The 18,189-nt window shown below is 61.5% G+C and carries 22 protein-coding genes; 13 read left to right on the forward strand and 9 right to left on the reverse strand.

What is annotated here, in order from left to right:
* From CW354_RS02565 to CW354_RS02580, 4 genes are all read left to right on the forward strand, one after another.
* Positions 1–807: flagellin (locus CW354_RS02565; protein WP_165793487.1), on the forward strand; the 807-nt coding region annotated here is incomplete at its 5' end.
* Between the two features lie 95 nt (positions 808–902).
* Complete coding sequence (flaF, locus tag CW354_RS02570; RefSeq protein ID WP_104828500.1) at positions 903–1,295, forward strand: flagellar biosynthesis regulator FlaF; 393 nt, start codon at positions 903–905, stop codon at positions 1,293–1,295.
* Positions 1,292–1,714, forward strand: a complete 423-nt coding sequence (locus CW354_RS02575; RefSeq protein ID WP_104828501.1) for a flagellar biosynthesis repressor FlbT — start codon at positions 1,292–1,294, stop codon at positions 1,712–1,714. The genes flaF and CW354_RS02575 overlap by 4 nt, the downstream gene beginning before the upstream one ends.
* Positions 1,711–2,571 (forward strand): DUF1217 domain-containing protein, encoded by an 861-nt coding sequence (locus tag CW354_RS02580; RefSeq protein WP_104828502.1) that lies wholly within the window; start codon positions 1,711–1,713, stop codon positions 2,569–2,571. The genes CW354_RS02575 and CW354_RS02580 overlap by 4 nt, the downstream gene beginning before the upstream one ends.
* A gap of 17 nt (positions 2,572–2,588) precedes the next feature.
* On the opposite strand, the gene CW354_RS02585 is transcribed toward CW354_RS02580, so the two are convergent.
* A complete protein-coding gene (locus tag CW354_RS02585) occupies positions 2,589–3,986 on the reverse strand; it encodes a FliI/YscN family ATPase (RefSeq protein WP_104828503.1) in 1,398 nt (465 codons plus the stop codon).
* Between the two features lie 87 nt (positions 3,987–4,073).
* Here CW354_RS02585 and CW354_RS02590 point away from each other — a divergent pair, with 87 nt between their 5' ends.
* Genes CW354_RS02590 through CW354_RS02625 form a run of 8 tightly spaced genes read left to right on the forward strand, consistent with a single transcriptional unit; the run spans position 4,074 to position 9,810 of the window.
* Entirely contained in the window at positions 4,074–4,454 is a 381-nt protein-coding gene (locus CW354_RS02590; RefSeq protein ID WP_104828504.1) for a FlgB family protein, read from the forward strand.
* Between the two features lie 11 nt (positions 4,455–4,465).
* Positions 4,466–4,858 (forward strand): flagellar basal body rod protein FlgC, encoded by a 393-nt coding sequence (gene flgC, locus CW354_RS02595; RefSeq protein ID WP_104828505.1) that lies wholly within the window; start codon positions 4,466–4,468, stop codon positions 4,856–4,858.
* Between the two features lie 14 nt (positions 4,859–4,872).
* The gene (gene fliE / locus CW354_RS02600) at positions 4,873–5,196 is read left to right on the forward strand and encodes a flagellar hook-basal body complex protein FliE (RefSeq protein WP_104828506.1); all 324 of its coding nucleotides are present in this window, start codon (positions 4,873–4,875) and stop codon (positions 5,194–5,196) included.
* A gap of 11 nt (positions 5,197–5,207) precedes the next feature.
* Positions 5,208–5,474 carry a flagellar biosynthetic protein FliQ gene (locus tag CW354_RS02605; RefSeq protein ID WP_104828507.1) on the forward strand — a complete coding sequence of 89 codons (267 nt, stop codon included), beginning with the start codon at positions 5,208–5,210 and terminating at the stop codon, positions 5,472–5,474.
* A gap of 37 nt (positions 5,475–5,511) precedes the next feature.
* Entirely contained in the window at positions 5,512–7,596 is a 2,085-nt protein-coding gene (gene flhA, locus CW354_RS02610) for a flagellar biosynthesis protein FlhA (protein ID WP_104828508.1), read from the forward strand.
* Positions 7,597–7,599: 3 nt separating this feature from the next.
* Complete coding sequence (locus CW354_RS02615) at positions 7,600–8,388, forward strand: flagellar biosynthetic protein FliR (protein ID WP_104828509.1); 789 nt, start codon at positions 7,600–7,602, stop codon at positions 8,386–8,388.
* Positions 8,385–9,488, forward strand: coding sequence for a flagellar type III secretion system protein FlhB (gene flhB / locus CW354_RS02620; RefSeq protein WP_104828510.1), 1,104 nt, complete (start codon positions 8,385–8,387; stop codon positions 9,486–9,488). The genes CW354_RS02615 and flhB overlap by 4 nt, the downstream gene beginning before the upstream one ends.
* Positions 9,469–9,810, forward strand: a complete 342-nt coding sequence (locus tag CW354_RS02625) for a hypothetical protein (RefSeq protein ID WP_104828511.1) — start codon at positions 9,469–9,471, stop codon at positions 9,808–9,810. The genes flhB and CW354_RS02625 overlap by 20 nt, the downstream gene beginning before the upstream one ends.
* Here CW354_RS02625 and CW354_RS02630 read toward each other — a convergent pair.
* Positions 9,807–10,982: a PrnB family protein gene (locus CW354_RS02630; protein ID WP_104828512.1), complete on the reverse strand. Its 1,176-nt coding sequence runs from the start codon at positions 10,980–10,982 to the stop codon at positions 9,807–9,809. The genes CW354_RS02625 and CW354_RS02630 overlap by 4 nt on opposite strands.
* A 226-nt stretch (positions 10,983–11,208) precedes the next feature.
* On the opposite strand from CW354_RS02630, the gene CW354_RS02635 reads away from it, so the two are divergent.
* Complete coding sequence (locus CW354_RS02635; RefSeq protein WP_104828513.1) at positions 11,209–11,988, forward strand: DUF2189 domain-containing protein; 780 nt, start codon at positions 11,209–11,211, stop codon at positions 11,986–11,988.
* On the opposite strand, the gene ccoS is transcribed toward CW354_RS02635, so the two are convergent.
* The 7 genes from ccoS to ccoO all read right to left on the reverse strand — a co-directional run bounded on the left by ccoS (position 11,978) and on the right by ccoO (position 18,180).
* Entirely contained in the window at positions 11,978–12,151 is a 174-nt protein-coding gene (ccoS, locus tag CW354_RS02640) for a cbb3-type cytochrome oxidase assembly protein CcoS (protein WP_104828514.1), read from the reverse strand. The genes CW354_RS02635 and ccoS overlap by 11 nt on opposite strands.
* Positions 12,148–14,382: a heavy metal translocating P-type ATPase gene (locus CW354_RS02645; RefSeq protein ID WP_104828515.1), complete on the reverse strand. Its 2,235-nt coding sequence runs from the start codon at positions 14,380–14,382 to the stop codon at positions 12,148–12,150. The genes ccoS and CW354_RS02645 overlap by 4 nt, the downstream gene beginning before the upstream one ends.
* Positions 14,379–14,864, reverse strand: coding sequence for a FixH family protein (locus tag CW354_RS02650; RefSeq protein ID WP_104828516.1), 486 nt, complete (start codon positions 14,862–14,864; stop codon positions 14,379–14,381). The genes CW354_RS02645 and CW354_RS02650 overlap by 4 nt, the downstream gene beginning before the upstream one ends.
* Complete coding sequence (gene ccoG / locus CW354_RS02655) at positions 14,864–16,354, reverse strand: cytochrome c oxidase accessory protein CcoG (RefSeq protein WP_104828517.1); 1,491 nt, start codon at positions 16,352–16,354, stop codon at positions 14,864–14,866. Before ccoG ends, CW354_RS02650 begins: the two co-directional genes overlap by 1 nt.
* Before the next feature lie 68 nt (positions 16,355–16,422).
* The gene (gene ccoP, locus CW354_RS02660) at positions 16,423–17,292 is read right to left on the reverse strand and encodes a cytochrome-c oxidase, cbb3-type subunit III (RefSeq protein WP_104828518.1); all 870 of its coding nucleotides are present in this window, start codon (positions 17,290–17,292) and stop codon (positions 16,423–16,425) included.
* Positions 17,273–17,446: a cbb3-type cytochrome c oxidase subunit 3 gene (locus CW354_RS02665; protein WP_104828519.1), complete on the reverse strand. Its 174-nt coding sequence runs from the start codon at positions 17,444–17,446 to the stop codon at positions 17,273–17,275. Before CW354_RS02665 ends, ccoP begins: the two co-directional genes overlap by 20 nt.
* Before the next feature lie 5 nt (positions 17,447–17,451).
* Positions 17,452–18,180, reverse strand: a complete 729-nt coding sequence (gene ccoO, locus CW354_RS02670; RefSeq protein WP_104828520.1) for a cytochrome-c oxidase, cbb3-type subunit II — start codon at positions 18,178–18,180, stop codon at positions 17,452–17,454.
* Positions 18,181–18,189 lie beyond the last annotated feature (9 nt).

Below are 18,189 nucleotides of genomic sequence, written 5' to 3' on the forward strand. Positions count from 1 at the left end.
CTGAACTTCCTCAAAGGCACGGATTCGACCGACTTCCTGGCCTCGCTTGACCGCGATTCCAGCGGCAACGTGACGGCGAGCGCCATCACGGTCGATTCCTTCAGCCTCGAAACGACGGCTGGAACGGCCGTTGATTCCAGCCTCGGCGCCGGCGCGTCCGGCGTGAACGGCAACCAGAACAGCGCCGCTCAGCTCGTCGCCAACGGCAACGACTTCGCTCTCGACATCGACCAGAACTATGACCCTTCCGCGGGCGGCGATGTCTGGGAAGTCCGCATTGACGGCCGCAAATTCACCTACACCGCCCAGGTCGGCGACGACCTTAACGATGTGGGCACGGGGCTGAACAACCTGCTGACCGACGCGGGCTACACCACCACTCTTACGGCCGGCACCGCCGGTTCAGCCGACGTTCAGCTCGATATCACCAACGACACCGGCGGCACCGTCGCCTACGAAGTCAATGTGACGGACGGCACCGGCGGCGGGCTTGCCAACCTGAACACTCTTGACGTTTCGACCTCCGCTGGCGCCGCCGATGCGCTCGTCAAAATCGAGGGCCTCATTCAGGAATCGGTCGACGCTTCGGCTGAATTCGGTTCCGCCCAAAAGCGGATCGAAATTCAGAACGAGTTCGTCTCGAACCTGACGGACTCGCTGAAAACCGGCATCGGCGCCCTGACCGACGCTGACCTGGAAGCGGCTTCGGCCCGCCTGCAGTCCCTGCAGGTCCAGCAGCAGCTGGGCATTCAGGCGCTCTCGATCGCGAACTCGTCGCCGAACGCGATCCTCGGCCTGTTCCAATAATAGACTATCCCCCTGTTCAGGCCTTCAGGCCTTTACAGGATTTTTAAGACTATAAAATAACGTGGCGAAGAACCACGGAAGGGGCTTTTAGGGATATGAGTACGTCGGCGCTTGCTCGGAACGCTTATCATGAATCCGCACGATCAACGGCGTCGCCGCGTGCAGTAGAACGTCAACTGCTTTCCAAACTGACCACGGCCGTCGTTGTCGCCCAGAAGAACCGCGAAGACGATCCCGCAGCATTCGCTCGCGCGCTTGGCAAGAATCTCGAATTCTGGAACGTTGTCGCGGTCGATGTCGCGAGCGAGAGCAATCAGCTTCCGGCCGAATTGCGCTCTCAGCTTTTCTATCTTTTTGAGTTTACGCAGCATTACACGCGCAAGCTCTTGGCCGATGAGGACCATTCGCTCGACGCCGAGCCGCTGATCGACATCAACCAGAACATCATTCGCGGCCTGCAAGGAGCGGAGGATGCGAAACCTGCATGACCGGTCTCGTCATAAAGCTGAAGCCTAACGAGAAAGTGCTCGTCAACGGCGTGCTCCTCCAGAACGGGGATCGCGCCGCGCGCATTCGCGTGCGCTCCAGCGATGTGTCGATCCTGCGCGCCCGCGACGCCATCCCGAAAGAAGAAGCCAATACGCCGCTAAAGCGCGTCTATTACATTGCCCAACTCGCGCTCGCCGGCGAGGCCGATTCCGATCAGGCGGTGCACGAACTGCTTCAGGGCCTCAATGCGCTGAAAGGCGTTTTTCCGGGCGAAGCCGGCGAGGATGTCCTGCGCGCCCTTAAAGCCGCGCAGGAAAAGAAATTTTTCGTCGTCATGCGCGCCCTGAAACGCCATTTCGAATTCGAGGAAGCGTTGCTTCAACGCTCTCCCGCCATGGCCGAGGCGCTGGCCTCATGACCTTCAATCCGGCCATACCGCTTGACGGTTATATCGGCTGGCGCGTTTTCCAGAAAAACGCGGACAAACAATTTGAAATCTTCCAGAAGTCGCCGGAAATCGTCCGCAATATGGAGTATTTCCGGGAGCACATCGAGGAAGCGACGACGGCTGAAAAACTCGTCAAAGACCGCAAGCTTTTAACGGTCGCGCTCGGCGCCTTCGGCCTGCAGGACGAACTCGACAAGAAAGCCTTCATTCAGAAAATCCTCGAAGAAGGCACGGATTTCAACGACTCATTCGCCAACAGGCTCTCCGACCCGCGCTGGCGCGATTTCGCCAATGCGTTCGGCTACGGCAACTTTACGGGCTCGCGCGTCGGCATTGAGTCCTTCCGCGAGCAAGTCGCCAATGATTATCTCGAACGCGCTTTCGAGGTCAGCGTCGGCGAGGTTAACACCAATATGCGCCTCGCCATGAATTTCCGCCGGGAAATTTCCCGCATCGCCGAAGGCGCAAATGTCGACGATGTCGGCTGGTTCCAGATCATGGGCCAGGAGCCCTTGCGCGCGGTTATGGAAGGCGCACTCGGCCTGCCCTCCTCGATCGGTTCGGCGGATATCGACAAGCAAAAAGAACTCTTCGAACGCAAGGCCGATCAGTTTTTCGGCGGCAAGTCGGCAGCGATCTTCAAGGATCCGGTGAAAGTGGAGGACGCGCTGCGCCGTTTCTTCCTGCAATCGGAAATCGCCAACGGCCCCAGCGCGTCAACGCCCGGCTTTGCCGCGCTGACAGTGCTCGGCAATGGCGGCGGCAACGCCAATGGCGGCCTCTCCGGCGCCGGCATCGCAAACCTCCTGATTTCCAATTTCGGCTAGCGCCCGATGAATGCAGCCTAGGCGCTCAGCGCATTCGCGCTTGCGGAAGTCGAATGCTGTTTCTTACCGCCGTGAACAATCGCCTGCAGGCGCTGGAAGCTGTCCTCGACGCCCATTTCGGTCTTGTCGGCAATGAACTGGTCGAGCTTCGGCCAGATTTCGAGCGCCCGGTCGATCTGCGGATCGGCGCCGTGAGCGTATAGCCCGGCGCGCACGATCGTTTCGGAATCCTCATAGGCGCGCAGGATCGCCCGCGCCTCACGCAGCAGGACGTTTTCTTCCTCGCTCGCCGCCTTTGGCAAAGAGCGCGACACGCTGCGTGAAACGTCAATCGCCGGAAAGCGCCCGCGCTCGGCGATCTGCCGCTCAAGCACGATATGACCGTCGAGGATGCCGCGGATCATGTCCGCGACTGGCTCATCATGGTCTGAGCCCGCGACGAGCACCGAAAAGACCGAGGTGATGTCGCCCTGGCCTTCCTCGCCCGGTCCCGAGCGCTCCACCAGCGATGCGATGGTGCGGAAAGTCGAGGGCGGAAAAGCGTGCAGCGAGGGCGCCTCGCCGGCGGAGAGCGCAATTTCGCGATGGGCTTCTGCGTAACGGGTGAGCGAATCGAACAGCAGCAGGACCTGCTTGCCCTGATCGCGGAAATATTCCGCCGTCGCCATGGCGAGATGCGCGCCGCGCTTCTTGGCGAGCGGCGACTGATCCGCCGTGGAGGCGATCACCACGGATTTCTCCCGGCCTTCAGGGCTCAGCGTGTCTTCGATAAAGGCACGCACTTCCCGCCCCCGCTCGCCGATCATGGCGATCACCGCGACATCGCATTCAACGCCGCAAGCAATGTCGCCGAGGAGCGAGGATTTGCCGACGCCGGACCCCGCGAAAAGGCCGATACGCTGGCCGCGGCAGATCGGCAGGAGCGTGTCCGTGACGCAAAGACCGGTGGACAGACGGCTCCCCAGCATTTTGCGTTTCGCCGCATTGGGCGCGGCGCGCTCCAGCGGCGCGGAAATCTCGCCGGGCTTTAGGACGCCGTCGTCCATGGGCGCGCCGAAGGGGTCGATGATGCGGCCGATCCAGGCTTCAGAAGGAAGCGCATACCCGCCGCCGCGATCGAGGACAGCCATGCTCCCAAGCGCGGCCCCGGCGAGCGAGCCATAGGCGAAGGCCGTAACCAGCTCCCCGTCCATGGCGACAATTTTGGCGCGGACTTCCCGGCCGCCGCCGCCCGCGCGTTTGTTTGCCGTGCGTCTTTCGGTCGAGATCAGCACCGTATCGTCGAGCGAAGCATGTCCGGCGAGACCGGAGATCTTTATGGACAGGCCATCGGTCGCCGTTACGACGCCATAGCGGCGCGGCCCTGCCGTCTTAAGCAGTTGTTCAACTTTTGGCGGGGCCAGAGGATGGTTCATAAGAAAGACGCGCGCTCAAACGTGGTTAATTCTTCATTCAACATATCGGTGCATTTATCCCTTACCGCTGGTTAAGGCGAGGTATAAATGTTTAGCGATCTGAAAATGCTGCACACGGCTGCTGCACTGGCGCGCCACTCGGTCGAGCGCCATGCGCAGATTGCGGAAAATATCGCCAACGCCGATACGCCCGGCTTCAAGGCGAAGGATCTTGAACCCTTTTCCGAGGCCTATGCGAAAGCCGAACGCCAAACGGCGATGCAAACGCAAGGGTCGAACTTTGCGCAAACGGCTTTCCGCGCCGAACGCATCGATATCGCGGGCGTCGCCTCGCCCAACGGCAACACAGTATCGCTGGAAGACCAGATGACGCGTTCAACCGCCGCCACGCGCGACCATGACACGGCGATCACCATTTACAGCAAAACGCTTTCCATGCTGCGCGCCACGCTCGGCGGCCGCGGTTAGGGAGGGAAATCATGAATCCTTTTGAAAAAATCACCGCAGCCGCCACGTCCGGCATGCGCGCGCAGGCCCAGCGCCTCGAAGTCGTCAGCGAGAACATCGCCAATGTCGACACCCACGGCTATCAGCGCAAACAGATCAGCTTTGAAAATATTTACGACCGCGCCTCGGGCGTCAATCGCGTCGAGGTCGGGCGCATGATGCTCGACCAGAGCCCGGGCGAGAAAGTGTTCGACCCGGAACATCCCTTCGCCAATGAAGAGGGCTATGTGGTGATGTCCAATGTCAACATGATGACGGAATTCGCCGATTCGCGCGAGGCGACACGCTCCTACGACGCCGGACTCGAAGTCTTTCGCCAGGCCCGCGACATGTACACGTCGCTCCTCGACATTCTGAAATCTTAAAAGGGAGGCTTTTCATGAAACTGCCCGCTTTCCACGCCGCCCAGAGCTATAATCTCGCCAAGAGCGCACTCAAAACCGAAGGTTCGCCCGGAAAAGCCGGCGATGCGAGCCCAAGCGTCAAGGGCCTCGAAGAAAACCCGGCCTTCAAGGCCGTGCACGAAGTCGCCTCGAGCGTCGCCGAAGGCGAAAAGGCGGCCATGAATTACATGACCGGCTCGGCGGACCCGCATTCGGTGGTCGAGGCGCTCGCAAAGGCCGAGCTTGCCGTGCAGACCGCCGTTACCGTGCGCGACAAGGTCGTCGAAGCCTATCAGGAACTCATCCGGATGCCGATCTAAAGGGGCGCACCGTGACGGAAACCGAAATCGCAGACATTTTCCGCCAGTTCATGTGGACCGCTGTGTGGATGGGCGCGCCGATGATCGGCGCCGCGCTTGTCGTCGGCATCGTCGTCGGTCTTTTCCAGGCGCTCACCTCCATTCAGGAGCTCACCCTCACCTTCGCGCCGAAGCTTCTTTTCATGCTGCTCGTCTTCTGGCTCACCGCCGGTCATATGGCGCAGCTTCTCGCCAACCTCTTCGACAATCTGGTTTTGCCCGCAATCGCCGGAACATAAGCGCCGAGCCCGATAAACAGTAAAAAAGAGTCACTTCATGGACAGCGCGCTCAAACTCAACCTGCCCGGCCAGACGACGGTGCTTCTCGCCATCGGCCTGATGGCGATCATCGTCATGATGGTTCTGCCGGTGCCTTCCTTCGTTCTCGATATCGGGCTTACTCTTTCCTTCGCCCTGGCGATCCTGATCTTTACGATGACCCTGTTCATCGAAAGACCGCTGGAATTTTCCGCTTTCCCGACGGTGCTGCTCGCCTCGCTGATGCTGCGCCTGTCGCTCAACGTCTCCTCCACCAAGCTGATCATCGGCGAAGGCCATACGGGCCCCGACGCCGCCGGCAAAGTGATCGAAGGCTTCGCCATGTTCATCATGGGCGGAAATGTTTTTCTCGGCCTTGTGGTGTTCGGCGTTCTCCTCATCGTCAATTTCATGGTGATCACCAAGGGCGCGGGGCGCATGGCGGAAGTCGGCGCGCGTTTCGCCCTGGACGGCATGCCGGGCAAACAGCTCGCCATCGACAGCGACGTGGCCTCCGGCGCCATCAGCCATGAAGAAGCCAAAGAACGCCGCCGCATCGAACAGGACGAGACGACCTTTTTCGGCTCCCTCGACGGCGCGTCGAAATTCGTCAAAGGCGACGCCATCGCCGGCCTTCTGATCACGCTCTTGAACCTTGTGGTCGGTCTCGGCATGGGCATCGGGGCCCATGGCATGACGGCCGGCGACGCTGCTTCCACCTATTCGATTCTGACTGTCGGCGACGGCCTCGTAAGCCAGATCCCGGCGGTGATCATTTCCATCGCCGCGGCGCTCCTTCTCTCAAAAGGCGGCGTCGCCGGCTCCGCCGACAAGGCGATGCTCGCGCAGCTCGGCACGAATCCGCTGGCGCTCGGCACCGTTGCGGTCATCATGGCCGTCTTCGCGCTGATGCCCGGCCTTCCCTTCCTGCCGTTTTTCATCGGCGCGGGCGGCTTCGCCACGGCCTCTTATCTCATCTACAAGGATCAGGAAGAGAAAAAACAGGCGGCGCAGGAAGCGCCGCCGCCCAAACCCAAAGAAACTCAAAAACAGCTCGGCGACGTGCTCGATGTCGACGAAATTCACGTCGAGTTTTCCGGCGACCTCATTCCGCTGGCGCTCGACAATGTCAACGGGCTTGAACCGCGCATCGTCAAAATCCGCCATTACATCGCGGCGGAGTTCGGCTTCATCATCCCGCCGATCCGCCTCACCGACAATCTCGATCTCAAAGCCAATGAATATGTGGTCAAGATTCAGGGCGTCGCCGCCGCACGCGGAAAACTTTATCAGGACAAGGTGCTGGTCATCGTGGACGATCTCGCCAATCTGCCGATCCCCGGCGAGGATTGCGAGGAGCCGGTCTATGGCGCGCCCGCGCGCTGGGTCGACCGCAAGGCCCGCGAGGACGCCATGGCGCTCGGCCATGCGGTCGTGGAGCCGGCGGAAGTGGTCTCGACCCACCTGCTCGAAACCATCAAGCAGAATTTCTCGCGCCTCGTCACGCGCCGTTCGGTGCAGCGGATTTTCGACGAGTTCGTGAAAAACTCCGATACGGACCGCGCCGCCTCCAACCGCCGCCTGCTCGACGATTTCGTGCCGGACAAGGCGCCGATCGAATTCGTTCAGTCCGTTTTCCGCCTCTTGCTCGACGAGCGCGTGCCGATCCGCAACCTGCCGGTCATGCTCGAGACCATCGCTGAAGGCCGGAACATGTACAACTCCGCCGAAGAGGTCACGGAATTCGTTCGTCAGCGGATTTCACGCAATTTCGTCACGGCGCTGCAGACCGAGGACGGCTCTCTGCCGCTTATCCAGATCGGCCTCGACTGGGAATCGACTTTCGCCGAGCACGAAACGCAAAGCCCGGGCGGCGGCACGGATGTCGCCCTGCCGCCGGCGGATTTCAACCGGCTCGCCCAGGCCGTAGTCGAACAGATCAACCAGTCGACGGCGCGCCAGCTTTACCCGGCGATCGTCACCTCGGCCAAACGGCGGCGGTTCATCCGCGCCGTCCTGCACGCCAAAAAGATCCGCAATCCCGTCCTCTCTTATGAAGAGATCGACACCAGCGCGAAGCCGGTGCTGGTCGGGACAGCTTAAGTCATGGATGCGCTGGCGTCCCTGTCGCCGCTCGTCGACGCCGGCGCGCCGATGGTCATCCTCATCGGCGCGGTGTTCACCCGCATTTCCGCGGTCGCTTTTCTGTTGCCGGGACTGGGCGAACGGGCGGTTCCGGCGCGCGCGCGCCTCGCCGCGGCGATCGCCATCGCCATGGTGCTAACGCCCATGGTTATAACGCCTGACATGCGGCCGCCCGATTCGATTGCGGGCGTCGTCGCACTTTACGCCGCCGAATTCATGAGCGGCGCAATTATCGGTTTCGCCTTCCGGATGATGATTTTCATCCTGCAGATCGCCGGCGCCATCATCGCCCAAAGCGTCTCCCTGTCCCAGCTTTTCGGACCCACAGTCGGTTTCGATTCGGAATCGCCATTCGCGGCGATCCTCGTCATGGCGGGCGTCGCCATCGCCGCCGCCTCAGGGCTTCATATTCATATCGTCAGCGCGCTCGCCGATCTTTACGAAACCCTGCCTTTCGGCCAGTTCCCCGGCGCGGCGGAAACCGGAGAATGGGCGGCGACGCGCACCGGCGCGGCGCTGATGAAATCGCTCGCGCTCGCCTCGCCTTTCGTCATTCTCGGCTTTCTCTATTCGCTGGCGCTTGCGGCGGCGAGCCGCGCCATGCCGCAATTGATGGCCGCTTTCGTGGGCGCGCCCGCCGTGACGCTGGCCGGCCTCGGGCTTTTCGCCGCCGCCGCGCCGATCATTCTCTTCGAATGGCTCGCTTCGTTTCAGCGCATTCTCTTTGACATCTTCTCGGGGAGCTTATGAGCGAGAAACCTGAAGACAGCGGCCAGGAGAAAAGTCACGAACCGACCCAGTCGCGCATCGACAAGGCGCGGCGGGAAGGCGATGTCGCGCAGTCGAAAGAGGCGAACGCCGCCGCCTCCTATGTGGGGTTTTACCTCGCCCTCGCCGCCGCCTCGAGCGGCGCCGCCGCGGCCCTCGCCTTTCATTTGTCGCAGCTTTTCGACCGTCCGGAAGCTTTCGCCAAACAGGCTTTTTCCGGGGATGGCTCGGCCTTCATCGCCAAGCTTTCAGGCGTTGCGCTGGAAGCGGTCGCGCCTTTTCTCATCCTGCCGGCGCTCGGCGTTCTCGCCTCTTTATTTGCGCAGCAGGCGATCGCTTTCGCGCCGTCGAAGATCCAGCCGAAATTCTCGCGCCTGTCGCTCGTCTCCAATGCGAAGAAAAAATACGGACCCGACGGGTTAAGCGAGTTCGCCAAAAGCGCGGCGAAATTGATCGCCATCTGCATCATGTTCGGGGCGTTTTACGCGCACCGCTTCACAACCCTGCCGCTCGATGCGCGGTTTCCGGCGCAGGGCGTGCCGCAGGCGATCCTGCGCGAAGGCGTGATTTTCGCCGGCATGATTGTGCTGTTTTCCACCGCCATCGCGCTTGTCGACGTGCCGTGGTCGCGCCACCGCCACAACCAGAAGCTCAAAATGACGCTCGAAGAGCTGAAAAAGGAGACCAAGGAGCAGGAAGGCGACCCGGCAATGAAGCAGAACCGGCGCGAGCGCGGCCAGGCCATCGCCCGCAACCAGATGATGCAAGACGTGCCGGAAGCCGACGTGGTCATCGTCAACCCGACCCACTACGCCGTGGCCCTGAAATGGGACCGCAAAGGCGGCGGCGCGCCGGTCTGCGTCGCCAAGGGCGTCGACGAGCTTGCGCTCAAGATCCGGGAAGTCGCAGCCGTTTCCGGCGTGCCGATCCGCTCCGATCCGCCGACGGCGCGCGCCATTCACGCCAGCGTCGAAATCGGCGACGAAATCCAGCGCGACCAGTACGCCGCGGTCGCCGCCGCCATCCACTTTGCGGACGCCATGAGAAAGAAAGCGGGCAGCTATGGCCAAGAGCAAAGCTAAACAGATCGAAGAGCTGAAAAAGATCGCCAAGATCCGCGTCGACAAGGAGCGCCACCAGCTTGCGGCCATGCGCGACGAGACGGCGCGGCTCGAAAATGAGCGTCAGGGGCTCCGCAAGCAAATGCGCGATCTTACCGAAGGCCGTGAAACGAGCGCCGAGGCGCTGATGAACGCTTATTCCTTTCTAGATACGCTATCAAGAAAAGAGAAACAGCTCGAAGCCCGGCGTCAGGAGGCGACCGCGCGCACGCAGGCGCAAAGAGAAAAGATCAAAGCCGCCCTCGCCTCGAAAATCCGCGTCGACGGCATCGACGAAACTTAGTCTTCGACAAAAGCTTTCAGCGCTTCGATGTCCTTGTAACTCGTTTTGATATCCGTGCGGTTCGCCGCAAGGCGCATGTCCCGCAGGGTCTCGAGCGCGCGCATCAGGACTTGCAAGGGCGGGCCGCTCGCCGTCACCTGCGCCAGCTTGTCTCCGCCGAGCGCCGTTGAGGGTTCTTCAATAAAGGTCGTCACCAGCCGGTCATGATGCTGCGAGGCCGTTTGACCATGGAGGCGGCAGACCTCCAGAAAAGCCGCCGCGTTGCGCTTGAACCAAGGCTCATGGGACGAGCCCGGCGCGATATCGAGAAACTGCGCCAGGAGGCTGCGGCGGCGCATGCAATCGCGTAAGGACGCCTGGTCCTCCGGCGTCATGAACAGCATCTTGTCGACCAGAAGCTGCGCATAATAAGGATCGTTCGCCTGACACAATCCTAAAAGAAGATCGATCTCGTTGATGCCGGAGAAATCGCCGGCATTGGCGCCGCGATATTCATGCCGTCCGACGCGATAAGGCTTGTAATAAGGCCGCACGGAATAAAAGAACCGGTCCGTATCGAGATAATCGTAAAGCATCTCGTTATATTTGATGACGTCTTTGAGCGCATTCGCCGCGTCTTCAAGCAGCGTATGCGCCACCGGATGAGAAACACCCAAAGGAAGAATGCGCGTCAGGGCGTCCGCCGCCCGCATGAAGGAAAAAATCGAGCGGGTGTTGTAATCGAGAAAGAGAAATTCGTCTTTCAGCGTGGTGAAGCTTTTCTGCAACCCGTCCTTCGCCGCATTGCGCGTCGCCAGATGCGCCGTCGCGAAACGCGGCGCCATGCCGATGGAGGCGGCGATGTGGAGCCCAAGCGCGGACGCCTCGGGAAAGGGCGACTTTTCTTCGCGCGCCGGATTGGTGAGTTCGTGCCGGCGCAGCGCGGCGAGATAAAGCCCGAGATCGCCGAGCAGGTCGAAGGCGTTGTCGAAGCCTTCGTCGGTGTTGCCTTCGGCCTGCAGCCGCACGACGAAATCGTGGCCTTCGTCGCGAATCTGGGCTTTGAGCTTGTCGCCAACGCCGTCGACATTCTCCCGGCGCTCCTGCGCGAAATAGAGGTTTTCAAGCTCCGTATTCATCTCAACGAAGCCTGACCGAATCCAGTTTTCGAAGTTTTCGGAATTAGCGCTCATCTCTGCCCTTCAGGTGGAAAGCGGATTTCGCCGTCAAACAGCTTGAGTACAAAAATGCGCGGCCCCCGTGAACCCGGGATATGGCTTCGCCAGCCAGTTTTATACCGCAGTGCAGCGAATTTTTACGCCTGCCACTCCTCTTCTTTTCGGCTTTCTAAAAGGGACAGGCCGTCATGAATTTGATAAGAATCAAGATCCAGAATCCGAAAAATGATGGGCTTTAGGGATGAGAAGCACTGCGATGAATGCGGAAAATAGCGGTTTTGCGGTTAACCGGGTGGCGGTCGATGCGCCCTGGCGCTGGCTCGGCGCGGGCTGGCGCGACATGTGGGCGGCGCCGGTGCAATCGCTTGGCTACGGCATCTGCGTCGTCGGCGGCGGTCTGATCATCGTGACGGCGCTCTGGCGGCTGAACCTGTCCTCACTCATTCCGGTCGCGCTCGGCGTTTTTGCGATCATCGGCCCACTGCTGGCGCTCTGTCTTTACGAATTGAGCCGCCGGCTCGAAGCCGGAGAACCCCCGGCGCTCTTGCCGATCAAATTCGCGGGGCCCCGCTCGCCGATTCAGGTCGCCTATATCGGTTTCTTTCTGCTTTTCGCCGCGCTGGTCTGGCTGCGCGTCGCGATCATGCTCTATGCGCTGTTTTCGTCGGCGAATTACGTTCCGATGTCGGAGTTTGCGCGCTTCGTCGTTTCCACCCCGGCCGGCATTTTCATGCTGGCCATCGGCACAGCTGTCGGCGGCGCCATTGCGTTTGCGATTTATACCTTCACCGTGATTTCGATCCCTATGCTGATGCATGAGCGCACGGATGCGTTTACCGCGATTGCATCATGCATCAACGCCATTCGCACCTCGCCGGGCGCTATGCTGCTCTGGGCCTGGCTGATTGCGGTTTTAACGGCGGCGGGCGTGGCCACGTTCTTTCTCGGGCTCGCTCTTGTCTTCCCGCTTCTCGGCCACGCCACCTGGCACGCTTATCGGGATTTAAGACCTAAGGTTTAGGCTCTTCGTCCCCGTCCTCTTCGAGATCGTCATCGAGCAGGATGCGCGCTGCGGCGCCGTCCGGGTCTTCGAACTGGCCCGATTTCAGCGCCCATAAAAACGCGCCGAGCCCGAGCCCGCCCAAAAGAAGCGCAATCGGCAGGAGGAAGAGGATCGCCGTCATGATTTGCGGCGCTTGCCCATGGAAAGGCGCAGGGCGTTCAAGGTCACGATGATCGAAGAGCCCGACATGGCGATGGCGGCGATGAGCGGCGTCACATGCCCCAGCGCCGCCAGCGGCACCGCGCAGGCGTTATAGAGGGCGGCGAAACCGAAATTTTCGAGCATGCGCCGGCGCGCCGCGCGGGCAACCACAACAGTTTCAGCAATCGGCGCGAGATTGTCTCCCTGATAGACGTAGTCGGCTGCGGCCTGACTGGCGTCCGCCGCCGAGCCCGGCGAGAACGACGCATGAGCGCAGGCGAGCGAGGGCGCATCGTTAAGCCCGTCGCCGACCATGGCGACTTTGACGCCCTTTGCTTTCAGTTCCTCAAGCCGTTCAATCTTTTGCTGGGGCTGAAGTTCCGCGCGCCACGCCTTCACGCCGAGACGTTCGGCAATGGACGCCGCCGCGGCCTGCCGGTCGCCGGAAAGCATTTCCACTTCAAGGCCGAGCTTTTCGAGATCGGCGATGCTCTCGCACGCATCCTCGCGCAGGCGATCTTCGAAACGGAAGCGCACCGGCGGCGCGTCGCCAAGGCGAAACCAGCTTTCCTGAGCGTCGTCATCCGCGGCGCTTTCTGCGCCGACCCATGCGGCCCGGCCAAGGCGCGCGCGTTCGCCGTCAATCGTTCCTTCGATCCCGGCGCCGGCGGTTTCCACCGCATCCGGCGCCGGTTTGCCAGGCCCCGCTTCGGCGACGATGGCGCGCGCCAGGGGATGACGGCTTACCCGCGCCAGCGACGCGGCGGCCCTCAAGGTTTCATCGGAAATCTCCTCGCGGTTAGCGAGGCGCGGCTTGCCATAGGTGAGCGTGCCGGTCTTGTCGAAGACGACGGCGTCGATTTCCGCCAGCCGCTCGAGAGCGTCGCCGGATTTGACGAGCACGCCGGAACGGAAAAGACGGCCCGTCGCCACCACCTGCACCGCCGGCGCGGCGAGGCCAAGCGCGCAAGGACAAGTGATGATGAGAACAGCGACGGCGTTCATTACGGAAACGCGCAGCCCCGCCTCGCCGATGAACATCCAGCCGAGAAAGGTCGCGAGCGCCAGCGTATGCACAACAGGCACGTAAAGCGACGCCGCTTTGTCGGCGAGCTTGATGTAGCGGCTTTTCGACTGCTCGCCCGCTTCGATGAGACGCGTTAAGTCGGCGACCAGCGAGGCGTCGGCGCTTTTCGTCGCGCGCACCGTAAGCTTTGAGGTCAGGTTCAGAACGCCGGAATAGAGAGACGTTCCTTCCTGCGCATGAACCGGCGCGCTTTCGCCGGAAACGAGCGACATGTCGAGATTGGAATCCCCTTCCTCGATGACGCAATCGACCGGCGCGCGGTCGCCGGGCGCCAGCAAGAGCCGATCGCCGGGAACAATGTCGCGCGCCGCGACCGATGTCAGTGTGCCATCTTCGTTCAGCCTGCTCGATGTCGCGGCCTGGAGCGCCAGCAGATCGCGCGCCGCCGCGCGGGCTCTCAGACGCAGGCGATGATCGAGATAACGTCCGATCAACAGGAAGAAGAGCAGCATCACAGCCGCGTCGAAATAGGTGTGCGGCCCGCCCTTGAAGAATTCGAAAATGCTCAAGGACAGCGCCAGCAGCACCGCCAGCGAAATCGGCACATCCATATTGGCGTGGCCGGATTTCAGCGCCCGCAAAGCGGAGGAAAAGAAAGGCCGTCCCGCATAAAGCGCCGCGGGCACGGCGATCATCGCCGAGACCCAGTGCATGAGCTCGCGCGTTGCGGGGCCCATCTCCCCGCCCCCGGCCCAGACCGAGATGGAAAGCAGCATGACATTGGCCGTGGCGAAACCGGCGACCGCGAGCGAGCGCAAGAGCTTCCGGCCTTCGCGGTCGCTCTCCTGTTCGACTTTTTCGGGATCGAAAGGCGCGGCGCGATAGCCGATGGCGTCGAGGCGTTCGGCGATTTCTCTCGGCGCAAAGGCGCCGTCCTTCCAGACCAGCGACAGCCGACCCGTCGACAGATTGAGCCGCGCGGACTGCATTTCCGGCAGGGCGTTCATAGCGCTTTCGATTTTGCGGATGCAGCCGGCGCATTTGGCGCCGAAAACCGCGAGGTCGAGCCGCGCAAGCCCGTTCGAACGGCGGACAAAGGGCGCAGGATCGATGGAGACGCCGTCCGCGGGCGGCTCCAGCCCGCTCGGGCATCCGATCTCCGTCTCTGCCGTCGCCGTTGTCATTTGATAGTCAGTCTTTTCTCCAGAAAAAAACGCTCGCCCGTTTGCCCTTTGGCCGTCGCCTCAAGCCGCCAGACGCCTGCCGCAACGCCGTCAACCTCGGCCAGATAGCGCCCGCTTCCCGTCGGCTCGAAGTCTACGGCGCGGTCATGATCTGCGTCCACCGGGCGGGCGAGCAGACCATCGACCGCCAGCGTGGAAATGGGCGCGCCGGATGCGGATTTGAAAGTCAGCTCAATCGCCGCCTTTTCGCCTTCAAGCTCAAGCGCCGTCAGCTCCGCCGTCCAGCCGAGCGCCTCCTGTTCGGCGCGCGCCTCGAGCGTATCGTTATAGGCGAGGCCCTGGACGTAAGATTTTTTCTCCTGTTCGCCGGGGAAGCTTTCCAAGGCGAGCGTGATGAAAATCCCGTTTGCAATAAAGACGGCCAGAAAAAAGCCGATGAGCGAAAACAAAACGAACCGTCCCGTGACCCGGAATCCGCTCATCAGCGCGCCCCCGTCATGAAGCCCGTGGGATTTTTCGCCGTCTCGCCGCCTTCGACATCTTCGACGGTGATCATCAGTTGTTCTTCAGCGCCCATCAGCTCGGACGGCGACAGGGTCACGAAGAGCCGCACCGACCGCACGGCGTCGCCCTCAGCCGTGACCGTCACCGAATTGCCGGCGGCCTCCTCGCCCACCGCCGAAACTTCCAGCCCTTCGGGCCCGTCCACCGTGATGCGGAAATCGCGCGCCAGCGTGTTCTTGTTGACGAGCTTCACCGTATAGGCGTTGCGCACGGACCCGTCGGACAGCATCACATAAGGCGGCGTGCGGTCGCGCAAGACGTTCACTTCCAGGGTCGCGCGGCTCGACAGACCGAAGGCGATCATGCCCCCGACCACCACGATCAAGGCGGCGTAAAGGATGGTGCGCGCCCGGACGAGCGAAATGCTCGGCTTCTTGCCGGCGACGCGGCGTTCGATGTTCTTGTCCGTGTCGTAGCCGATGAGACCGGTGGGACGGCCCACCTTTTTCATGATGTCGTCGCAGGCGTCGATGCAAAGCGCGCAGTTGATGCATTCAAGCTGCGCCCCTTCGCGTATGTCGATGCCCATGGGGCAGGCGGCGACGCAGGCCTTGCAGTCGATGCAATCGCCCCGCCCTTCCCAGCTTTCGTTTTTCTTATGGGCGCCGCGCGGCTCGCCGCGGTCGTATTTATAGGTGACCTCAAGCGTTTCATTATCGGTGAGCGCCGCCTGGATGCGCGGCCAGGGGCACATGTAAGTGCAGACCTGCTCGCGCATGGAGCCGGCGAGCATATAGGTCGTGAACGTCAGAACGCCGATAAAGAGGTAAGCCGAGGGCGGCGCCTCGCCGCGGAAGATCTCCGGCAGGACTGTCGGCGCATCATGGAAATAGAATATCCAGGCGCCGCCGGTGAGCGCGGCGATAACCAGCCAGAGCGCGTGCTTCGAAACCTTCTTCCCAATCTTTTCAGCGCTCCACGGCGCCTTATCGAGCCGCATCCGCTTATTGCGGTCGCCTTCGATCATGCGCTCCACAGCGATATAAAGATCCGTCCACACGGTTTGTGGACAGGCGTAACCGCACCAGATCCGGCCGAAAAGCGCCGTTGCGAGAAACAGCCCCAGCGCCGCCAGAATGAGAAGGCCGGTCAGAAAGTAAAGCTCGTCCGGCCAGATCTCGATAAAGAAGAAGTAGAAGCGACGCCCGGCGAAATCGACCAGCACCGCCTGATCCGGCTCGCCCGGCCCGCGCGGCCAGCGCACCCACGGCAGGAGATAATAAACGCCGAGCGTGGCGCAAAGAACGAACCACTTCAGCGCCCGGAACTTGCCGTGGACAAGCTTCGGGTAAATCGGCTCGCGCTTTTTATAAAGCGTGCGCCCGGCCGCACTGTTAACGGCGGCGACATCGTGCTGCTCTACGCCGCTCGCCGCTTTTGCCGGTTTTTCTATCGTCGTCGTCGACACTGCTTACGCCTTTCGCCGGCGCCGGAGCCAGACTCTCGCTTAGACCTTCCGGAACCAGCGGGCGGCGATTATTCGCCGCCCCCGAGGGAGTGAACATAGACCGCCAATGCCGCAATCTGCTCTTCCGACAAACGGTCCGACCATGCGGGCATGACCCCGCCGCGGCCCTGATAAAGCGTTTCCTGTAGGGTTATTTTATCGCCGCCATAGAGCCATATATGGTCGGTGAGGTTCGGGGCGCCCTGCGCCGGATCGCCGCGCCCTTCCGGGCCATGGCAGGTCGCGCAAGTCTGCGCAAAGGTCTGCGCGCCGCGCGCCGCCGCCGCCTCGTCCGCCTCACGGCCGGAGAGCGACGTCACATATTCGACGAGATCGCTGATCTGCGAGGACGACAAAATCCCGTCCCGGCCAAAAGCCTGCATCGTATTGAGCCGCGCGTCGGGATGGCCCGAGCGGATGCCGTAACGGATGGTCTGTTGGATATCCTCCAAAGACCCGCCCCAGAGCCAGGCGTCGTCGACAAGCGCCGGATAGCCTTTAAACCCCTGTCCGCCCGCGCCGTGACAGGTGGCGCAGTTGTCGCCGAAAATCGATTCCCCTGCTTTCAGCGTGTATTGCAGCAACTCGGGATCGTTCTCGATCTCGCCGAGATTGTCGACGGCGAGAAGACGGCTCATCTGATCGCTGCGCGCGGCGGCAAGCTCGGCCATGGACGCCTCGACATTCGCGCGCTCGGTGTGATTGCGCACACCCTTCAGATAGCCGTTAATGCCCGGCCAGGACGGCATGAACACCCAGTAGATCACCGACCAGATGATGGAGATGTAGAACACAATCACCCACCAGCGCGGCAACGGGTTGTTCAGTTCCTTGATGCCGTCCCATTCATGACCGGTGGTTTCAACGCCGGTCGGCTGGTCAATCTCTTTTTCCGCCATTTCCGTCTTCCTCATCCTCGAGCGGGATGCGTTTGGCTTCGTCGAACTTCTTTTTGTTGCGCGGGTTGAGCGCGTAGATCAGCACCAGCACAAAAGCGAGCACGAAGAGCAAAAGCCCCCAAGTCTGCGCGAATTTTGCGAGCGTTTCGTACATCGTCTCTATCTGTAATTCTCTTCGGGCTCATAGGTCTCGAAATCGACCATGGTGCCGAGCACTTGAAGATAGGCGATGAGCGCGTCCATCTCGGTGACATGGCGCGGGTCGCCGTCGAAATCGCGCACGACCGCATTCGGATACCGCGCGACGAAGCCGTCATAATCATCCGCGAAGGGATCGGTCTGCGTGCTAAAATCGCTCGCCGCGTTTTCGATCATCTCATCGGTATAGGGAACGCCCACCGCGCGGTTGGCCTTGAGCCAGCCTTCCGCGTCTTCCGCCTCCATCACCTTGCCTTCGAGGAAGGCGTAAGGCGGCATGATCGATTCCGGCACGACGCTGCGCGGATCGATCAGATGCTGCTTGTGCCAGGCGTCGGAATATTTGCCGCCCACCCGCGCAAGATCGGGGCCGGACCGTTTGGAGCCCCACTGGAACGGGTGATCGTACATGCTTTCGGCGGCGAGGGAGTAATGGCCGTAACGCTCCACCTCGTCTCGCAGCGGCCGCACCATCTGGCTATGGCAGACATAACAGCCTTCACGCACATAGATGTTGCGCCCGGCGAGTTCGAGCGGCGTGTAGGGCCTGACGCCCTTCACCTTCTCGATCGTCGATTCGAGATAGAATAGCGGCGCGATCTCCACGATGCCGCCAATGGCGACGACGATGAGAATGGCGACGGTGAGAACGAGGCCGCGCTTTTCAAGAAATTCGTGACGGTCAAGCATCGTTTCTCT

It is taken from the genome of Hyphococcus luteus (genome assembly GCF_002943565.1).
Classification (GTDB): Bacteria; Pseudomonadota; Alphaproteobacteria; order Caulobacterales; family Parvularculaceae; genus Hyphococcus; species Hyphococcus luteus.

Coding starts and splice junctions, on each gene's coding strand:
- CW354_RS02645 (WP_104828515.1), bottom strand. CDS start 14,382: ATGACAACGGCGACGGCAGAGACGGAGATCGGATGCCCGAGCGGGCTG.
- CW354_RS02665 (WP_104828519.1), bottom strand. CDS start 17,446: ATGTACGAAACGCTCGCAAAATTCGCGCAGACTTGGGGGCTTTTGCTC.
- CW354_RS02650 (WP_104828516.1), bottom strand. CDS start 14,864: ATGAGCGGATTCCGGGTCACGGGACGGTTCGTTTTGTTTTCGCTCATC.
- ccoO (WP_104828520.1), bottom strand. CDS start 18,180: ATGCTTGACCGTCACGAATTTCTTGAAAAGCGCGGCCTCGTTCTCACC.
- CW354_RS02585 (WP_104828503.1), bottom strand. CDS start 3,986: ATGAACCATCCTCTGGCCCCGCCAAAAGTTGAACAACTGCTTAAGACG.
- flaF (WP_104828500.1), top strand. CDS start 903: ATGAGTACGTCGGCGCTTGCTCGGAACGCTTATCATGAATCCGCACGA.
- flhA (WP_104828508.1), top strand. CDS start 5,512: ATGGACAGCGCGCTCAAACTCAACCTGCCCGGCCAGACGACGGTGCTT.
- CW354_RS02590 (WP_104828504.1), top strand. CDS start 4,074: ATGTTTAGCGATCTGAAAATGCTGCACACGGCTGCTGCACTGGCGCGC.
- ccoS (WP_104828514.1), bottom strand. CDS start 12,151: ATGACGGCGATCCTCTTCCTCCTGCCGATTGCGCTTCTTTTGGGCGGG.
- CW354_RS02575 (WP_104828501.1), top strand. CDS start 1,292: ATGACCGGTCTCGTCATAAAGCTGAAGCCTAACGAGAAAGTGCTCGTC.
- flgC (WP_104828505.1), top strand. CDS start 4,466: ATGAATCCTTTTGAAAAAATCACCGCAGCCGCCACGTCCGGCATGCGC.
- CW354_RS02615 (WP_104828509.1), top strand. CDS start 7,600: ATGGATGCGCTGGCGTCCCTGTCGCCGCTCGTCGACGCCGGCGCGCCG.
- CW354_RS02625 (WP_104828511.1), top strand. CDS start 9,469: ATGGCCAAGAGCAAAGCTAAACAGATCGAAGAGCTGAAAAAGATCGCC.
- CW354_RS02630 (WP_104828512.1), bottom strand. CDS start 10,982: ATGAGCGCTAATTCCGAAAACTTCGAAAACTGGATTCGGTCAGGCTTC.
- ccoP (WP_104828518.1), bottom strand. CDS start 17,292: ATGGCGGAAAAAGAGATTGACCAGCCGACCGGCGTTGAAACCACCGGT.
- fliE (WP_104828506.1), top strand. CDS start 4,873: ATGAAACTGCCCGCTTTCCACGCCGCCCAGAGCTATAATCTCGCCAAG.
- CW354_RS02635 (WP_104828513.1), top strand. CDS start 11,209: ATGAGAAGCACTGCGATGAATGCGGAAAATAGCGGTTTTGCGGTTAAC.
- flhB (WP_104828510.1), top strand. CDS start 8,385: ATGAGCGAGAAACCTGAAGACAGCGGCCAGGAGAAAAGTCACGAACCG.
- CW354_RS02580 (WP_104828502.1), top strand. CDS start 1,711: ATGACCTTCAATCCGGCCATACCGCTTGACGGTTATATCGGCTGGCGC.